Raw genomic sequence first — 15,517 nt, forward strand, 5'->3', positions numbered from 1 at the left:
TTCGATCCCGTGCGTTCGAAATCCCGGTACCAACCCGCGGTCGGCTCTGGACGGGCGGCCGCGGGTTCGGCTATACAGGAGCCTCCCGCCGGCCCGGGCCGGCTTCCGCGATGTCCGAGGGACCTCCACACCCGTGCCACCATGACCGACCGCTTCCGCCAGCTGGTAAGTCCGTTCGTCCACGACCTATCCCCGTACGTGCCCGGCAAGCCCCTCGAGGACCTGGCCCGGGAGAAGGGGCTCGCCCACATCGTCAAGCTGGCGAGCAACGAGAACCCCCTGGGCCCCTCGCCCCGGGCCGTGGAAGCGGCCCGATCCGCGCTGGAGGCGGCCCACCGGTACCCGGACGGGTACGGCCGTGCCCTCAAGGAGGCGCTGGCCCGGCGCTGGGGCGTGGGCCCCGAGAACCTCGTGCTGGGCAACGGCAGCTCCGAGGTGATCGAGATGGTGGTGCGGCTCGTGGTGCGGCCGGGCCGGTCGGTGGTGCTGGCGAGCCCCTCGTTCAGCATCTACGAGCTGACGGTGCGGGCCCAGGGGGGGGAAGTGGTGTGGGTGCCGTTGCAGGACCACCGGGTCGACCTGGGCGCCGTGGCCGCGGCCGTCCGTCCGGACACCTCGCTGGTGATCCTGGGCAACCCGAACAACCCCACGGGCACGGCGTTCGGTGCGGGCGAGTGGGAGCGGTTCCTGGAGCGGGTGCCTTCGTCCGTGGCCGTGATTCTGGACGAGGCCTACGCCGAGTACGCGGACGCCCCTGACTTTCCGCAGGGCCCCAGGTACGTGGACCCGAGCCGCCCCCTGGTGGTGGTGCGCACGTTCTCCAAGGCCTACGGGCTGGCCCTGCTGCGGATCGGCTACGCCGTGGGCCCGCCGGGGCTGGTGGACTACCTGAACCGCCTGCGGCTGCCGTTCAACGCCAACGGGGTGGCCCAGGCCGCGGCCCTGGCCGCCCTGGCGGACGGGGAGCACCTGAGACGCAGCCGGCAGGTGAACCGGCGGGGCCGGGAGCGCCTGCACCGGCTGTTCGGCCGAATGGGCCTCGAGCACGTGCCCAGCCAGGCGAACTTCGTGGCGGTGAAGGTGGGCGACGGCGACGGCGTGTACCGCCGCCTGCTCGATCACGGGGTCATCGTGCGCTCGATCCGGGGCTTCGGCATGCCCGAATGGCTGCGGGTCACCGTGGGGCTGCCCGAGGAGTTGGACCGGTTCGAAGCCGCTTTCCAGGCCGTGATGGCCGAGGGGATCGCAAGACCATGATCATCGTTCTCAAACCCGACCACAAGGAAGAGGACCGGCGGCAGCTGGTCGAGACCCTCCGGGCCCTGGGGTTGGCCGTGCACGAGTCCCGGGGCGTGCAGCGCACCCTGGTGGGGGCCATCGGTGACGAGGCGGTGCTGCGGGACCTGCCCCTGGAGTCCATGCCGGGCGTGGAGAGGGTGATCCCGATCCTGAAACCCTACAAGCTGGTGAGCCGCGAGTTCCACCCGGCCGACTCCGAGGTGGAGGTGGGCGGGATCGCCTTCGGCCCCGGGCCCGTGCAGATCATCGCCGGGCCGTGCTCCATCGAGGACCGGCAGCTGCTGCTGGAGACCGCCCACGCCATCCAGGAGGCCGGCGCCACCTGCCTGCGGGGCGGGGCCTACAAGCCCCGCACCAGCCCCTACGCGTTCCAGGGGCTGGGCGAGAAGGGGCTGGAGATGCTGGCCGAGGCCCGGGAGGCCACGGGGTTGCCGGTGGTGACCGAGCTCATGGACCCCCGGGACACGGTGCTCGTGGCCCGGTACGCCGACGTGGTGCAGATCGGGGCGCGCAACATGCAGAACTTCCGGCTCCTCAAGGAGGTGGGAAACCTCACCAAGCCCATCCTCATCAAACGGGGCATGTCGGCCACGATCACCGAGTGGCTGATGAGCGCGGAGTACGTGGCCGCCCAGGGCAACCAGCGGATCCTGCTGTGCGAACGGGGCATCCGGACCTTCGAGACCGCCACCCGCAGCACCCTGGACCTGTCCGCCGTGCCGGTGCTGAAGAGCCAGACCCACCTCCCCGTGTTGGTGGACCCCAGCCACGCCGCCGGCAGTTGGGAGCTGGTGGAGCCGCTGAGCCGGGCGGCCGTGGCGGCCGGGGCCGACGGGCTGATGATCGAGGTCCACGCCCGGCCCGATGCGGCCCTGTGCGACGGCAACCAGAGCCTGAAGCCCGAGCGGTTCGCCCGGCTGGTGGAGGCCGTGGCCAACGTGTGCCGGGCCGTGGGCCGGGAGCTCGGGGGAGGGGAGCGATGACCGGTCCCACGGTGGGGATCGTGGGCCTCGGGCAGATCGGAGGAAGCCTGGCCGCGGCGATCAAGGCCCACGGCGTGCCCTACCGGGTGCGGGCGTGGGATCGGCGCACGGCGGCCCTGGGCATGGGCCGGGAGCGCGGGTGGGTGGACGAGGCGGTGGGCTCGGCGGCCGAGGCCGTGGCCGGGGCCGACCTGGTGGTGCTGGCGGCCCCGGTGACCGCGGTGCGCCGCCTGCTGGCCGAGATCGCCCCGGCCGTGTCCCCGGGCCAGGTCGTCACCGACGTGGGCAGCACCAAGGCCTCCATCGTGGCCGAGGCGGCCCGGGTGCTGCCGGCCGGGGTGGAGTTCGTGGGGGCACATCCGGTGGCCGGCACGGAGCGCTCGGGGGTCGAGGCGGCCGACCCGAGGCTGTTCGACGCTCGGCCGTGCGTGTTGACCCCCCTGCCCCCCACCCCGGCCGAGGCCGTGGAGCGGGTGGAGTCGCTGTGGAGAGCGCTAGGGGCCCGGGTGGTCCGGATGTCGCCGGAGGCCCACGACCGGGTGTTCGCGTGGGTGAGCCACCTGCCCCACCTGCTCGCGTACACCCTGACCTGGGCGGTGCTCGAGAAGCTCGGGGACCAGGAGCTGAACCTGGCGGGGCCGTCGCTGCGGGACTGGACCCGGGTGGTGGGGAGCCCCCCGGCCCTGTGGCGGGACATCTGCATGGAGAACCGCGAGGCCCTGGGCCGGGTCCTGGGGGAGTTCGAGGAGGAGCTGGCCGCGGTGCGAAAGCGGCTCGAGACCGGGGACGCCGAGGCCCTGGAGGCCCTGTTCCACGGGGCGAAGGAAGGGAGGAGCCGGCTTTGGACCGTGTGAGGGTGGCGGGCTCCGGCCCGTTCCGGCGGGAGCTTCGGGTGCCGGGGGACAAATCCGTCTCCCATCGGGCATTGATGTTCGCGGCCCTGGCCGAGGGAACGTCCCGGATCCGGGGCCTGCAGGCCGGGGCCGACGTGGCGTCCACCCGGGCCGCGCTGGAGCGCCTGGGCGTGGCGATGTGGGACGAGGGGGACACGGTCGTGGTGGAGGGCCGGGGTCTGGGGGGGCTCCGGGAGCCCGACGACGTGCTGGACTGCGGGAACTCCGGAACCACCATGCGGCTGCTCGCGGGCGTGCTGGCCGGCCACGGGTTCCTGTCGGTGCTCACCGGCGACGCCAGCCTGCGCCAGCGGCCCATGGCCCGGGTCCTGGACCCCCTGCGGGAGATGGGGGCCCTGGCCCTGGGCCGCCGGGAGGACCGCCTGGCGCCCCTGGTGATCCGGGGCGGGAGCCTGCGGGCCCTGACCTGGAGGCTGCCCGTGGCCAGCGCCCAGGTGAAGAGCGCCGTGCTCCTGGCCGGGCTCCACTGCCGGGGAACCACCTGGGTGGAGGAGCCGGCCCCGTCCCGGGACCACACCGAGCGGATGCTCGAGGCCATGGGCGCCGGGATCGTCCGGGAGGACGGCAGAGTGGGGGTGAGGGGACGCGTGCCGCTGGCGCCGCTCGACATGGAGGTGCCGGGCGACCCGTCGGCCGCGGCGTTTTGGGCTGCCGCGGCCTGTCTGGTGCCCGGCTCGCGGGTCACGGTGCGGGGGGTGTGCCTGAACCCGACCCGCACCGGGTTCTTCCGGATCCTCCGGAGGATGGGGGCGGCCGTGGAGCTGCGGCCCACCGGCACCTCCGGGGGCGAGCCCGTGGGGGACGTGACCGTGGAGCACCGGGCCCTGCGAGGGACCCGGGTGGACCCCGCCGAGGTGCCGGCCGCCATCGACGAGTTCCCGGTGCTGGCCGCGGTGGCGGCCGCGGCCGGGGGGGTGACCGAGGTGACCGGCGCGGGGGAGCTGCGGCACAAGGAGTCCGACCGGATCGGAACCCTGGCGGGGGAGCTTCGCAAGGCCGGGGTGGAGGTGGAGGCGTTCGAGGACGGGTTCCGGATCCGGGGGCCGGCCGCCTTGCGGCCGGCCGTGTTCGACAGCCACGGCGACCACCGGCTCGCCATGGCCCTGGGGGTGCTGTCTCTGGCCATCCCGGGCGGGGCCGAGGTGACCCGGGCCGATGCCGTGGCGGTGTCTTACTCGCGGTTCTGGGAGGATCTCGGTGGGAACCCCGACAGGCCGTGAGACGGCCTACCGGTGCCGCGTCTCAGAAATTTCGTGGTGTTCCAAGGGGTGGGGCTGGGGGCCCCTCCTTCGCTGAACGGCCTCGCAGGGGCCACCTCGGCGCGGTCCGCTGCGGCGCGTGAGAGCACGCGCCGCGGCCGCTCCCCTGGCGCCGGGCGGCCCGAGCTGCTCGGCCGTCGCGCTTCGTCGGAGCCCCCAGCCCCACCGCTGCAATCCGCATACGTTTTTGCGAAACGGTACACTAGAAATTCGAGGCCGGACCATGCCCCTGGAGACCGGGGGGTGACGCCAAAGGGGCGGCGTTATGTCTGGAACGCTTGGAGATCAAGGGGGTTTTCCAGCTTTCCAGCTTTCTAGCTTTTTAGCCTTCTAGCCGACCACGAGGGAGGAGCTGTGAGCGAGGAAATCCCGAAGAAGCGGGGGCTGTTCGGCCGGTTGTTCCGGCGGGGAGGGGGCGAGGCGGTCGAGCCCCCGGAGCCGCCGTCGGAGCCGGACGAGGAGCCGACATCCGGAGAGGAGGCCGACGCCCCCGCACCCGAGCCGCCCGCGGACCAGGAGCCGTCGCCTGAAGAGGAGCCGTTGCCCGAGCCCGAGGAGGTCGGGGAGGCGCCCCCCCCGGAGCCTGCCGACGCCCCGCCCGAGCCCGTGCCGGAAGAGGAGAGGGAGGGGGAGGCTGAGGAGGGGTCTGGTGAGGACTCCCCGGCCCGGGCCGGGTTCCTAGCCCGGCTCCGCCAGGGGCTGGCCAAGACCCGCCAGGGCCTGGCCAAGAAGGTGGACCGGGTGCTGTTCGGCAAGAAGGAGATCGACGCCGAGACCCTGGACGAGCTGGAGGAGGCCCTGGTCACCGCGGATCTGGGCGTGGCCACGGTCATGCACCTGGTGGACGAGATCCGGGAGAAGGTGAGCCGCAAGGAGTTGGTGCGGCCCGAGGCCCTGCGCGAGCACCTGAAGGCGGCCATCCGGGAGATCCTGGTGGCGGAGGAGGCCCGACCGGCGCCGGAGGGGGTGCGGCCCTGGGTGATCATGGTGGTGGGCGTGAACGGCGTGGGCAAGACCACCACCATCGGCAAGATCGGGGCCCGGTTTCGCCGGGAGGGCAAGCGGGTGATCCTGGCCGCCGGCGACACGTTTCGGGCGGCGGCCATCGAACAGCTCGAGATCTGGGGGAACCGGATCGGGGCCCAGGTGGTGCGGCACCAGCAGGGGTCCGACCCGGCCGCGGTGGCGTTCGACGCGGTGGAGGCCGGCAAGGCCCGGGATGCGGACGTGGTCATCGTGGACACGGCGGGCCGGCTCCACACCAAGCGCAACCTGATGGAGGAGCTCAAGAAGGTCCGGCGGGTGATCGGCAAGGCCCTGCCCGGCGCGCCCCACGAGGTGCTGCTGGTCCTGGACGCCACCACCGGCCAGAACGCCGTGAGCCAGGCGCGGCTGTTCCACGAGGCCGTGGGGGTGGACGCCATCGCCCTGACCAAGCTGGACGGCACGGCCCGGGGCGGCGTGATCGTGGCCATCTGCGACGACCTCAAGATCCCCATCCGGTACATCGGCATCGGCGAAGGGGTCGAGGACCTGCGCCCCTTCGACGCCCAGGCGTTCGTGGACGCGCTGTTCTGACACCAAGTTGCCATCCAACGGATACGCATCCGGGGGCGGGGCCAGGGACCCGCGGTTTCCGACGGGTCCCCGGCCCCGCCGAGCAGGGGGCGATAACGCCTGTTCCTCCGCCTGGTTGCATGCAACTTGGTATGGCCCGCGGCCCCGCAGGGCCTTCGTTCGGATCCGAAAAGGCTCAAGTTTGAGCGGCCGGGGCCGAACCGTTCCACGGCCGGCATCCCGCTTTTTCCGGGAGGAGCGAGAAATGGACAAACGCCCTCTGGGCCGCCTTCTGGCGGCGATCGCCCTGGGAACCCTGTTCGCCACCACGGCGTGGGCCTCCGGCGGAGGGGAGGGAGGGGCCGGGCTCGGGAGCGAGCTCGCCCTGTACTGGGGAATTCCGTTCGTGGGCATCCTGCTCTCCATCGCCCTGTTTCCCCTGTTGGCGCCCCGGTTCTGGCACCACCACTTCGGCAAGGTCTCGGCCTTCTGGGCCTTGGCCCTGGCGGTGCCGTTCCTGGTCGCGTACCGGGGCGAGGCGCTGCACCAGATCATCGAGATCTACCTGGCCGACTACGTGCCGTTCATCATCCTGCTGTGGTCCCTGTACACGGTGGCCGGCGGCATCCTGGTCACCGGCAGCCTCGCGGGCACCCCCCTGGTCAACCTGCTGCTGCTGGTGGTCGGAACGGCCATCGCCTCGTGGGTGGGCACCACGGGCGCGGCCATGCTCCTGATCCGGCCGTTCCTGCGGGCCAACACCTGGCGCAAGCGCCGCACCTACCAGGTGGTGTTCTTCATCTTCCTGGTGTGCAACGTGGGCGGCGCCCTGACCCCTCTGGGGGATCCACCCCTGTTCCTGGGGTTCCTCCACGGGGTGCCGTTCTTCTGGACCTTCAAGATCCTGCCGCCGATGCTGCTGGTGTCCGCGGTGCTGCTGACCGTATTCTTCCTCATGGACTGGTACTACTACCGCAAGGAGGAGGGCCGGCCCCCGGCCCCGGACGGGTCGAAGCTCCGGATCGAGGGAGGGCACAACCTGCTGTTCCTCGCCGGCGTGGTGGCGGGGGTGCTGCTGAGCGGGGTGCTCCACACCCGCCTGGGAACGGTCAATCTGTTGGGGGTGACCCTGTCCGTGGCGGGTGTGGGCCGGGACGTGCTGCTGGTGGCGATGGGGATCCTTTCCCTGCGGACCACCAGGCGGGCGATCCGGGAGCGCAACGAGTTCACCTGGTTCCCCATCGTGGAGGTGGCCTACCTGTTCGCCGGCATCTTCGTGACCATGATCCCGGTGCTCGAGATCCTGAAGGCCGGCACCCAGGGCCACATGGCCTTCCTGATCGAGGCGGTCAAGGAGCCGCTCCACTACTTCTGGGTCACCGGCGGGCTGTCCAGCTTCCTGGACAATGCGCCCACCTACCTGGTGTTCCTGAACACGGCCCTGGGCAACTTCTTCCCGGGGGTGCCGGAGCGTCAGGCCATCCTGAACCTGATCCAGCACCAGCAGGTCTACCTCGAGGCCGTGGCGGCGGGCGCCGTGTTCATGGGAGCGAACACGTACATCGGAAACGCGCCCAACTTCATGGTGCGGTCCATCGCCGAGGAGGCCGGCGTGGAGATGCCCAGTTTCTTCGGGTATATTCTCAAGTACTCCCTGGTCTTCCTGGTGCCCACCTTCGTTCTCGTGACCCTCGTCTTCTTCCGGTGAGGGGAGGTAGCCATGGACGCGATTCGCAAGGTGCTGTTCCCCACCAAGTTCGAGGATCTGTCGTTCCGGTGCCTGGAGCGGCTGCTTCCCCTCAAGGCCGCCGGCCTGGAGGAGGTGATCCTCCTGTTCGTGATCGATCGGGACGAGGTGGCCTACAACCTGTTCCGGGGCTTCGACAAGAAGCTCGCGGACCAGCTCCGGGAGGAGGCCCGGATCCGGTTCGAGGACTGGGAGAAACGCCTGGCCGAGGAGGGGATCCGGGCCCGGCACCGGATCGAGGTGGGCTCGCCCGAGGGCAAGATCCTGGAGCTGGGCTGCGAGGAGGAGGTGGACCTGGTGGTGGCCGGCCGGCAGCATGCCCATGTGGCCGACACCGTGTACCTAGGTGGCACCACCATGGCGGTCCTGCGGCGATCGGCCATGCCGGTGCTCGTGTGCAAGCACACGGGCGAGGGGGCCTGCGACCTGCCCGGTGCCAACGTGTTCGAGCGGGTGCTTCTGGCCACGGACTTCTCCGCCGACAGCGAGCGGGCCCTGGGGTTCGTGCGGGCCCTGGCCCCGGCGGCCAAGGCCGTGGACGTGGTGCACGTGATCACCGAACGGGACTTCCGGCGGAGCCCCCCCGAGGCGATCGCCGAGGCCGAGGCCGAGGCCAAGGAGCGCATGGAGGCGATCTGCCAGGACCTGCGTGGGCTGGGCCTGGAGGCCGATCCCCACCTGCTGGCCGGACATACGGCCGAGGCCGTGCTCCAGGCGGCCCAGGACTACCACAGCACCCTGATCGTGATGGGCACGAAGGGGCGCCACGGCATCCGGGAGATGTGGGTCGGGAGCGCGTCCCACCGGGTGGCCGAGCTCGCCCCCACTCCGGTGGTGCTGGTGCCCCTGGCCCGGGACGAGTGCTACGTGTGACCCGAGCGGTCACCCCAGGGGGGGCGGCCGGGTCAGCGCGGCGGCCAGGTCATCCGGGTCGGTGAGGGGGGCCTCACACGCGAAGTTCTGGCACACGTAGGCGGCCGCCCGGCCGCCTACGGTCTTCATGGAGCTGGTGAACGGCGCGATTCCAGCCAGAGAGCCGTCGGGCGCGGCGAGCAGAACCGCGGTCTCGGGGGTGTACTCGGACCGCACGGCCTCCACCAGCGCCCGGGTGTCGTCGCGGCCGGGCGGGCCCACGATCACCACCTCGCGGGTGGGCTCCAGCAGGTGGGCGGCCCCGGTCAGGTAGGCCGTGAACGCGGCAGGGTACCGGTGCACGCGGCCCGCCAGGGCCTCGGCCAGGTCCCTGGCCCGCCGGGTCCAGGCCGGATCCGCGATCAGGAGCCCCAGCCGGGCGAACGCCTCGAGCGCCGCGCTGTTGGCCGAAGGGACGGCGCCGTCGTACACCTCCTTGGGACGCCACGGCAGGGCGTCCCCGTCCGGGGGGACGTCGAACAGCCCCCCGGCGTCGGCGTCCCAGAACCGTTCCACGAGGCGCTCGGCCAGGTCCAGGGCCGCCGCGATCCACGCCGGATCGAACGTGGCCGCATAGAGGTCCAGCAGACCCCGGCACAGGAACGCGTAGTCCTCGGCCACGGCGTCCACCCCGGCCTGGCCCTGCCGGTAGCGCCGCAGCAGGCGGCCGTCCGCCCGGAGCCGGCCCATGACGAACCGGGCCGTGTCCACCGCCGCCCGGGCGTACCCCCCGTCCCCCAGCACCCAGGCCGCCCGGGCTAGGGCCGAGATCATGAGCCCGTTCCACCCGGTGAGCACCTTGTCGTCCTTGGCGGGGCGGGGCCGGAGGCTCCGGCGGGCCAGCAAGAGCTTGCGGTCCTCCCCCAGACCGGCCTCTAGCTCCGAGGCCTCCACGCCCCACTCCCGGACCCACTCCTCCACGGGCCGGCCGAGGTACAGCACGTTGGCACCGGTGCGCTCGCCCGTGGCCTCGTCCCGGAAGTTCCCCTCGGCCGTCACGCCGTACACCCGGCAGAACCGCTCCCCCCGGTCCTCGCCCAGCACCTCCATGATCTCGGCCCGGGTCCACACGTAGAACGCACCCTCCTTCCCCTGGGAGTCGGCGTCCTCGGCCGAGTGGAACCCGCCCTCAGGCCCGCGCAGGTCCCGCAGGCAGTAGGTGAGAATCTCCCGGGCCGTGCGGGCGAACCCGTGATTCCCCGTCGCCTGCCAGCCCTCCAGATAGGCCGAGACGAGCCCGGCCTGGTCGTAGAGCATCTTCTCGAAGTGGGGCAGCCTCCAGTCGGCGTCGGTGGCGTAGCGATGGAACCCGAACCCCAGGTGGTCGTAGATGCCGCCCCGCCGCATGGCCTCGAGGGTGATCTCGGCCATGCGGCGGGCGTGCTCGTCGCCGGTTCGACGGAACCTGCGCAGCAGGAACACCAGGCTGTGGGGGGTGGGGAACTTGGGGGCCGCCCCGAACCCGCCCCGGGCCGGGTCAAACTCCTGGGCGAAGATCTCGGTGGCCGCCTCCAGGAGCCGGCCGGAGAACGGGCCTGGCGGGGCCTCCCCGATCTCTCGAAGCCGCGCCACGATCTGGCGGGCCGAGGACCGCACCCGGTCCGGGTCCTGCCGCCACAGGGCCGCGGCGCGGCGCACCAGCTCGACCACCCCCACCCGGCCGTGGCGGCTCTCCTTGGGCAGGTAGGTGCCCGCGAAGAACGGCTCCCGCTCCGGGGTCAGCAGCAGGGTCAGGGGCCAGCCCCCGGTGCCGGTGAGGGCCTGGCACGCCGCCATGTACACCTGGTCCACGTCGGGACGCTCCTCCCGGTCCACCTTGACCGGCACGGTGAGGGTGTTCAGGACCGCGGCCACCCCCGGGTCCTCGAAGCTCTCCCGCTCCATCACGTGGCACCAGTGGCAGGTGGCGTACCCGATCGACAGGAACACGATGCGGTTCTCCGCCCGGGCCCGGGCGAACGCCTCCTCGCCCCAGGGGTACCAGTCCACGGGGTTGTAGGCGTGCTGCAGGAGGTAGGGGCTCTTCTCGCGAATGAGCCGGTTGGGCCGCTGGGTCATCGGCGCCTCTGGGGAAAGGGTGAGGGGGAGAGGGTACCGCAACGGGCGGTTCGCGCCAGCCCGGCCGCCGAACCGAACCGCGGCCGCCCCCCTCGAAGGGAAGCGGCCGCGGGATTCCGGTTGCAAAAAGCCCCCCTGGGCCCCGCTGGGGCGTTGTAGCAAGCCGATCAGTTCACCACCTCGGCCTCGTACACCTCGGGCTCGTCGGGTGGGCTCTCTTCGGCACCGGAGGGGTTCTCCCACCGGAGCCGGAGCTCGCCGTCCTCGGCGTCCACCGTGACGGTGGCGCCGTCGCGCACCTCGCCCGCGATGAGGGAGCGGGCGATGCGGGTCTCGAGCTGCCGCTGGAGGTAGCGCTTGAGGGGGCGCGCGCCGTAGACCGGGTCGTACCCGGCCCGGGCGATGAGCTTGCGGGCCTCCTCGGTCAGCACGAACCGGATCCTCCGGTCCTGGAGCCGCCGCACCAGGTCCTGGGTCAGCAGGTCCACGATCCGCTCGATCTCCTCCAGGGTCAGGGGCTTGAACAGCACGATCTCGTCCACCCGGTTCAGGAACTCCGGCCGGAAGTGGGCCCGGAGCTCCCGCATCACGGCCTCCCGGGCCGACTCCCGGATCTCGCCCCGGTCGGTGACCCCCTCGAGCAGGTGGTGGGAGCCGATGTTAGAGGTCATGATGATCACCGTGTTGCGGAAGTCCACCGTGCGGCCGTGGGAGTCGGTGAGCCGGCCGTCGTCCAGGATCTGGAGCAGCACGTTGAACACGTCGTGATGGGCCTTCTCGATCTCGTCGAACAGGATCACCGAGTAGGGCTTGCGTCGCACCGCCTCGGTGAGCTGTCCGCCCTCCTCGAACCCCACGTACCCCGGCGGGGCTCCGATCAGGCGGCTCACCGCGTGCTTCTCCATGTACTCGCTCATGTCGATCCGGATCAGGTTCTCCTCGGTGTCGAACAGGGCCTCGGCCAGGGTCTTGGCCAGCTCGGTCTTGCCCACGCCGGTGGGGCCGAGGAAGATGAACGACCCGATCGGCCTCCGGGGGTCCTTGATCCCGGAGCGGGCCCGGAGCACCGCGTCGGCCACGAGCTGCACGGCCTCGTCCTGGCCCACCACCCGACGGTGGAGCACCTCATCGAGCCGGAGCAGCTTCTCCCGCTCGCCCTCCATCAGCCGGGACACCGGGATCCCGGTCCAGCGGGACACGATCTCGGCGATCTCCTCCTCGGTCACCTCCTCCCGCAGGAGCCGCGTGCCGCCCAGCCGGTTGAGCTCGGCCTCCTTCTCCCGGAGCCGGCGCTCCAGCTCGGGCAGCCGACCGTGCTTGAGCTCGGCCGCCTTCTCTAGGTCGTAGTTGCGCTCGGCCACCGAGATCTCCTGGCGCACCCCCTCGATCTCCTCGCGCAGGCCCTGCACGGCCTTGATGGCCTCCTTCTCGTTGTCCCACTGGGCCCGCATGGCGTCCGCCCGGGCCCGCAGGTCGGCCAGCTCCTTCCGGAGCTGCTCTAGCCGCTCCCGGCTCGCCGCGTCCTTCTCCTTCTTCAGCGCCGCCTCCTCGATCTCCAGCTGCATGATCCGCCGGGTCACCTCGTCCAGCTCGGCCGGCATGGAGTCGATCTCCGTGCGGATCATGGCGCAGGCCTCGTCCACCAGGTCGATGGCCTTGTCGGGCAGGAACCGGTCCGTGATGTAGCGGTGGCTCAGCACGGCGGCGGCCACCAGGGCGTTGTCCTGGATGCGCACGCCGTGGTGGACCTCGTAGCGCTCCTTGAGCCCCCGGAGGATCGAGATCGAGTCCTCCACCGTGGGCTCCTCCACCAGCACCGGCTGGAACCGGCGCTCGAGCGCCGGGTCCTTCTCGATGTACTGGCGGTACTCGTCCAGGGTGGTCGCGCCGATGCAGCGCAGCTCCCCCCGGGCGAGCATGGGCTTGAGCATGTTGCCGGCGTCGATGGCGCCCTCGGCCTTGCCCGCGCCCACGATGGTGTGGAGCTCGTCGATGAACAGGATGATGCGGCCCTCGCTCTCCTTGATCTCCTGGAGCACCGCCTTCAGCCGCTCCTCGAACTCGCCCCGGTACTTGGCCCCGGCCACCAGGGCCCCCATGTCCAGGGCGTACACGGTCTTGTCCTTGAGCCCCTCGGGCACGTCGCCCCGGACGATCCGCTGGGCCAGGCCCTCCACGATGGCGGTCTTGCCCACGCCGGGCTCACCGATCAGCACCGGGTTGTTCTTGGTCTTGCGCGAGAGGATCCGGATCACCCGCCGGATCTCGGCGTCCCGGCCGATCACGGGGTCGAGCCGGCCCATCTGCGCCTCCTTGACCAGGTCCCGGCCGTAGCGCTCCAGCGCCTCGTAGGTGGCCTCGGGCGTGGGGCTGGTGACCCGCTGGTGGCCCCGCACGGCCACCAGGGCCTCCATGAACCGCTCGGCCGTGACGCCGTACTCCGCAAAGATCCGGCCGGCCTCGGTCTCGGTACCCTCGCGGATCATGGCGAGCACCAGGTGCTCCACCGACACGTACTCGTCCTTGAGCCGCTTCGCCTCCTCCTCGGCCCGAACCAGGAGCCGGTTCAGACGCTGGGTCACGTAGATCTTTCCGCCTTCGACCCCCGGGCCGGACACCTGGGGCCGCGTGTCCAGGGCCCGGATCACCTTGGCGCGGAAGTCGGCCACCACCACGTCGAGCCGCTCCAGCAGTCGGGGAATCAGGCCGTCGGCCTGGTCCACCAGGGCGAGGAGCAGGTGCTCCCCGTCCACCTCCACGTGGCCGCGCTTCATGGCGATCTTCTGGGCCTCGGCAAGGGCCTCCTGGGACTTCTGGGTCAGTCGGTTCAGGTCCATGGTCTCCTTCTCCTTCTCGGCCCCGATCGGGCCGGTTGGTCTTCTGCGAGTTCGTACGCGGCCACAAAGGTAAGGCCGAAAGGGGGGAACGCAAGTCGCCCTCGCCGGGTTTGGTGCCGAGCTGCGCCGAAACCGAGAGCCCTTGAGGGCGGGGCAAGGGGCCCTGCCGGAGAGCCGGGTGCGAAGCCGGGCCTTGGGACCCGCCGCGCAGACGGGGGAGGGGGGCCGGAAAAAACGGCGCATCCTCGGTGGATGCGCCGGGGCCTGCCGGGGGCGGGGAGGGGCTCAGCCGCGGATCCGGGCCGCGGCGTCGGACCACTCCTGCTGGCGCAGCACGTTCTTGCGGATCTTACCGGTGCTGGTCTTGGGCAGCTCGCAGAACTCGAAGTGCTTGGGGCACTTGAAGTGGGCCAGCCGCTCCCGACAGAAGGCCCGCAGCTCCTCGGCCGTGGCGGTGGCTCCGGGTTTCAGGGTTACGAACGCCTTGGGCACCTCGCCCCACTTCTCGTCGGGAACACCCACCACCGCGCACTCGGCCACGGCCGGGTGCTTGTACAGGGTGTTCTCCACCTCGATGGTGGAGATGTTCTCCCCGCCCGAAATGATGATGTCCTTCTTGCGGTCCTTGAGCTCGATGTAACCGTCGGGGTGCACCACGGCCAGGTCCCCGCTGTGGAACCACCCGCCCCGGAACGCCTGGGCCGTGGCCTCGGGCTGGCGGTAGTACCCGAGCATCACGTTGTTGCCGCGCATGACCACCTCCCCCAGGGTCTGGCCGTCCGCGGGCACGTCTTGCATGTTCTCGTCCACCACCCGCAGGAAGGCGGCGTGGGTGTAGGCCACCCCCTGCCGGGCCTTGAGCCGGGCCCGCTCCTCCAGGGGCAGGGCGTCCCATTCCGGGTGCCAGGCGCACACCGTGTGGGGGCCGTACACCTCGGTCAGGCCGTACACGTGGGTGAGCCGGGCGCCCATGTCCTCCACCTGGGCGATCAGGGTGGGGCTCGGCGGCGCGGCCGCCGTGACGATGTGCACGGGCCGGGCGAACCGATAGTCCGGGGCAGGCCGGGCGGCCAGGAACATGCGCAGCACGGTGGGGGCCCCGCACAGGTGGGTCACCCCCCAGCGCTCGATCAACCGGTACGCCTCGGCCGGGTCGAACCGGCGCAGGCACACGTGGGTCGCGCCCACGGCCGTGACCGCCCAGGGGAAGCACCACCCGTTGCAGTGGAACATGGGAAGGGTCCACAGGTACACGCTGGCCGTGGAAAGCCCGGTCTCGATGATCTCGCCCATCGCGTTCAGGGCCGCGCCGCGGTGGGAGTACACGACGCCCTTGGGGTTGCCCGTGGTGCCCGAGGTGTAGTTGATCGAGATGGGGGTGGCCTCGTCCTCGACCCGAAAGGTCACCTCGGTGCCGGACCCTCCGGCCAGAAACTCCTCGTAGCCGGGGCCCGGGGGCACCCAGCCGTCCTCGGCGGCGGGGTCGGAGACGTGCACGACCAGGCCGGGGAACGACTCCACGGCCTTTCTCACGCCGGCCGCCAGCTCCGTGTCCACCACGAGCACCTTGGCGCCGGAGTGCTCGAGGATGTACGAGACCTCGCCCGGGGAGAGGCGGGTGTTGATGGCCACGAGCAGGGCGCCGGTCATGGGCACCCCGAAGTGGGCCTCGAGCATGGCCGGCACGTTGGGCAGCAGCGCGGCCACCCGGTCCCCCGGTTCCACGCCGGCGCGGCACAGGGCGCCGGCCAGGGCCCGGCAGCGTTTGGCGAACTCCCCGTAGGTCCAGGTGTCCTCCCCGTACACCACGGCCGGCCGGTTGCGGAACACCACGCGGCTGCGGTTGAGGAAGTCCATGGGGGTCAGGGGGGCGAAGTTGGCGCTCTGAAACGGCATGGATGACCTCCTGATGTCCTGATGGGATGCCCGGGAGGAAACGTGGTCGCCGCCC

The 15,517-nt window shown here is 71.4% G+C and carries 10 protein-coding genes; 7 read left to right on the plus strand and 3 right to left on the minus strand.

The window, feature by feature from the left end; all coding sequences use genetic code 11:
• Positions 1–141 precede the first annotated feature (141 nt).
• The 7 genes from hisC to DEFCA_RS0104040 all read left to right on the plus strand — a co-directional run bounded on the left by hisC (position 142) and on the right by DEFCA_RS0104040 (position 8,632).
• Positions 142–1,257, plus strand: coding sequence for a histidinol-phosphate transaminase (gene hisC, locus DEFCA_RS0104010; RefSeq protein WP_025321749.1), 1,116 nt, complete (start codon positions 142–144; stop codon positions 1,255–1,257).
• A complete protein-coding gene (gene aroF / locus DEFCA_RS0104015) occupies positions 1,254–2,282 on the plus strand; it encodes a 3-deoxy-7-phosphoheptulonate synthase (RefSeq protein WP_025321750.1) in 1,029 nt (342 codons plus the stop codon). The genes hisC and aroF overlap by 4 nt, the downstream gene beginning before the upstream one ends.
• Positions 2,279–3,136, plus strand: coding sequence for a prephenate dehydrogenase (locus DEFCA_RS0104020; protein ID WP_025321751.1), 858 nt, complete (start codon positions 2,279–2,281; stop codon positions 3,134–3,136). The genes aroF and DEFCA_RS0104020 overlap by 4 nt, the downstream gene beginning before the upstream one ends.
• On the plus strand, positions 3,133–4,416 hold the full coding sequence (gene aroA / locus DEFCA_RS0104025) for a 3-phosphoshikimate 1-carboxyvinyltransferase (RefSeq protein WP_169709667.1): 1,284 nt from the start codon (positions 3,133–3,135) through the stop codon (positions 4,414–4,416). The genes DEFCA_RS0104020 and aroA overlap by 4 nt, the downstream gene beginning before the upstream one ends.
• 393 nt (positions 4,417–4,809) lie before the next feature.
• On the plus strand, positions 4,810–6,033 hold the full coding sequence (ftsY, locus tag DEFCA_RS0104030; RefSeq protein WP_025321753.1) for a signal recognition particle-docking protein FtsY: 1,224 nt from the start codon (positions 4,810–4,812) through the stop codon (positions 6,031–6,033).
• 244 nt (positions 6,034–6,277) lie between these two features.
• Positions 6,278–7,720 (plus strand): sodium:proton antiporter, encoded by a 1,443-nt coding sequence (locus DEFCA_RS0104035; RefSeq protein ID WP_025321754.1) that lies wholly within the window; start codon positions 6,278–6,280, stop codon positions 7,718–7,720.
• A gap of 12 nt (positions 7,721–7,732) precedes the next feature.
• Entirely contained in the window at positions 7,733–8,632 is a 900-nt protein-coding gene (locus tag DEFCA_RS0104040) for a universal stress protein (RefSeq protein ID WP_025321755.1), read from the plus strand.
• Positions 8,633–8,641: 9 nt separating this feature from the next.
• Here DEFCA_RS0104040 and DEFCA_RS0104045 read toward each other — a convergent pair whose 3' ends face one another.
• The 3 genes from DEFCA_RS0104045 to DEFCA_RS0104055 form a co-directional block, all read right to left on the minus strand.
• On the minus strand, positions 8,642–10,729 hold the full coding sequence (locus tag DEFCA_RS0104045) for a thioredoxin domain-containing protein (protein ID WP_025321756.1): 2,088 nt from the start codon (positions 10,727–10,729) through the stop codon (positions 8,642–8,644).
• Between the two features lie 167 nt (positions 10,730–10,896).
• A complete protein-coding gene (gene clpB / locus DEFCA_RS0104050) occupies positions 10,897–13,566 on the minus strand; it encodes an ATP-dependent chaperone ClpB (RefSeq protein ID WP_025321757.1) in 2,670 nt (889 codons plus the stop codon).
• Between the two features lie 285 nt (positions 13,567–13,851).
• Positions 13,852–15,462 carry a long-chain-fatty-acid--CoA ligase gene (locus tag DEFCA_RS0104055; RefSeq protein WP_025321758.1) on the minus strand — a complete coding sequence of 537 codons (1,611 nt, stop codon included), beginning with the start codon at positions 15,460–15,462 and terminating at the stop codon, positions 13,852–13,854.
• Positions 15,463–15,517: the final 55 nt, after the last annotated feature.

It is taken from the genome of Deferrisoma camini S3R1 (genome assembly GCF_000526155.1).
Classification (GTDB): Bacteria; Desulfobacterota; Deferrisomatia; order Deferrisomatales; family Deferrisomataceae; genus Deferrisoma; species Deferrisoma camini.

Excerpts from the sequence above, each read along its gene's own strand:
- clpB (WP_025321757.1), bottom strand. The coding sequence starts at position 13,566 with ATGGACCTGAACCGACTGACCCAGAAGTCCCAGGAGGCCCTTGCCGAG.
- hisC (WP_025321749.1), top strand. The coding sequence starts at position 142 with ATGACCGACCGCTTCCGCCAGCTGGTAAGTCCGTTCGTCCACGACCTA.
- aroF (WP_025321750.1), top strand. The coding sequence starts at position 1,254 with ATGATCATCGTTCTCAAACCCGACCACAAGGAAGAGGACCGGCGGCAG.
- DEFCA_RS0104035 (WP_025321754.1), top strand. The coding sequence starts at position 6,278 with ATGGACAAACGCCCTCTGGGCCGCCTTCTGGCGGCGATCGCCCTGGGA.
- DEFCA_RS0104045 (WP_025321756.1), bottom strand. The coding sequence starts at position 10,729 with ATGACCCAGCGGCCCAACCGGCTCATTCGCGAGAAGAGCCCCTACCTC.
- DEFCA_RS0104020 (WP_025321751.1), top strand. The coding sequence starts at position 2,279 with ATGACCGGTCCCACGGTGGGGATCGTGGGCCTCGGGCAGATCGGAGGA.
- DEFCA_RS0104040 (WP_025321755.1), top strand. The coding sequence starts at position 7,733 with ATGGACGCGATTCGCAAGGTGCTGTTCCCCACCAAGTTCGAGGATCTG.
- DEFCA_RS0104055 (WP_025321758.1), bottom strand. The coding sequence starts at position 15,462 with ATGCCGTTTCAGAGCGCCAACTTCGCCCCCCTGACCCCCATGGACTTC.